This window comes from Selenomonas sp. oral taxon 126, from assembly GCF_001683335.1.
Taxonomy (GTDB): Bacteria; Bacillota; Negativicutes; order Selenomonadales; family Selenomonadaceae; genus Centipeda.
Genome location: NZ_CP016201.1, coordinates 711,285 through 713,460 on the forward strand (window position 1 = coordinate 711,285; position 2,176 = coordinate 713,460).

Here is a 2,176-nt window from a genome sequence, read left to right on the forward strand (position 1 = left end):
TCGAGTAGGAGACGGTGATTAGCCGCCGTCCTCTCACACCACCGTGCGTACCGTTCGGTACACGGCGGTTTCAATAGGTTGCGTGTACAGACTGATATGCCTCGGCTAAATCATAAAAGCCGAAGCGTATCAGTCTTTCTTTTGTCATTGCCATCTTGACCGCCACCGTGTTGCTTGTCCACCAACAACCTCTCCGGCAGTTTCCTGCTTTGTAGGCTGTTTCAAGGGGAACTCCCAACTTGCATAAATTACGAATCTTCGTCCTCGGCTTCTTCCATTGCTTCCAGATACACATCCTTACGCGATGGTACAGCCATTGGTTCAATTCGTCTATGCGATTCTTCATGCTCGCTATCCCGTAGTAGTTCAACCAGCCTCGCATATATTCTTTTATCTTGTCCAGAGAGGTCGGCAGTTTCTGCACCCTCCTCCGGGACACTAGTTCTTTGCATTTGGCTTTCATCTTCTTCCACGCTTGCGGGTGGACTCGTACATATACGCCGCTTCCGTTTTTCCCCAGCGTGAATCCGAGATATTTGAATTGCTTCGTTGCGAACACGCTGACCGTTCTGCTTTTCTCTTGGTTGACTTTCAGCTTCAGTTTTCCCTCAAGATAGGCCGTGCTCTTGACCAAGATTCGCTGCGCAGCTCGCCTGCTCTTGGCGAGCAGTACGATATCGTCCGCGTACCGTATGCACGGGACTCCCCTTTTCGCATATTCTTGGTCAAATTCGTTGAGATAGATGTTGGCTAACAGGGGCGATAAATTCCCTCCCTGAGGGGAGCCTTCTTCTCTCTCTCGGACTACGCCTTTTTCCATGATTCCGCTTTTGAGGTATCTCTTGATGAGCTGGATGACTCGCTCATCTTTTATGTCCTTCCTCAGTAACTGAAGCAGAATTTCGTGGTTCAGGGTGTCAAAATACTTGGATAAGTCCAGCGCTACCGCATAGGTGTAGCCCTGCTCTGCGTATTCTTTCACCTTTCGTATGGCGTCTTTGGCACTTCTTCCCGGTCGGTACCCATAGCTTCCTTCGGCGAACAGCGGCTCATAGATTCCTACGAGCTGCTGCGCGATTGCCTGTTGTATGGTACGGTCTATGACGGTGGGAATGCCGAGTTTCCTCTCTCCTCCGTCCGGCTTCGGGATTCCAACGCTTCGCACCGGCTGCGGGGTATATTTTCCCCGCAGGATTCGTTCCACTAGTGCTTTCGCATGGTTTCCTTCTTTCAAGTGTGCCTGCGTTTCTTCGATGGTCATGCCATCGACTCCCGCGGCTCCTTTGTTTGCCTTCACTCTCTTGAAAGCTCTGTTCAGGTTCTCCCTGCTCAGTATCTTCTCCAAGAGCTCCGGCTGTACACGGTTCCTTTCCTCCCATATCCGACGGAACGACCTTGACGCTCCCGCATATTCTTCGTGTTCCGCACGATCCTTTTGCGGGCAGCCCTTTTCTTTCCGGTTTTCTGCCATTTCCAGTCGCTCCTCCTTTCCCGGTTGTACTTGGATACTCCTACTGATTCGACCCTTCACCTCTCGGCTACTATGGCCTCTGCTGACTTCTGCATATTCAGCACAGCCTTGCGGCTGTGGTTGCCCTTTTCCGAGCGTTTTATGCAGACCTCCCCGGGTACCACACGTTTCTTTCCCTCCATCTACCTGCCGCATTTACCACCGTTGGTTCCGTGTAGCTTTGGGACTTCAACCTGGATCGCGGCCTTATCCCCAACGATAGCCTCCTATGCGGTTCCTGTTCGTCAGGCCGGAGGTTTGCCGCCGACTTCCTTCAGATTTCGCCTCGCGACGAACACCCTTGTCTTTGGCTATGTCTTTCCCGCTACCGGGCAGACTCCGATCTTTCATCGGTTAGAAACGTGCGCCGCCAGGCGCACATCGAGTAGGAGACGGTGATTAGCCGCCGTCCTCTCACACCACCGTGCGTACCGTTCGGTACACGGCGGTTTCAATAGGTTGCGTGTACAGACTGATATGCCTCGGCTAAATCATAAAAGCCGAAGCGTATCAGTCTTTCTTTTGTCATTGCCATCTTGACCGCCACCGTGTTGCTTGTCCACCAACAACCTCTCCGGCAGTTTCCTGCTTTGTAGGCTGTTTCAAGGGGAACTCCCAACTTGCATAAATTACGAATCTTCGTCCTCGGCTTCTTCCATTGCTTCC

1 protein-coding gene and 1 pseudogene are annotated in these 2,176 nt (G+C 52.1%); both read right to left on the bottom strand.

The window, feature by feature from the left end; translation table 11 throughout:
• Positions 1-70 precede the first annotated feature (70 nt).
• Entirely contained in the window at positions 71-1,471 is a 1,401-nt protein-coding gene (ltrA, locus tag AXF19_RS03065; protein ID WP_066844842.1) for a group II intron reverse transcriptase/maturase, read from the bottom strand.
• Positions 1,472-1,961: 490 nt separating this feature from the next.
• Positions 1,962-2,176: pseudogene (locus tag AXF19_RS14690) on the bottom strand (hypothetical protein); the annotation flags it as partial.

Bases quoted from the DNA above. Each gene is read 5' to 3' on its own strand.
- ltrA (WP_066844842.1), bottom strand. From the start codon at position 1,471: ATGGCAGAAAACCGGAAAGAAAAGGGCTGCCCGCAAAAGGATCGTGCG.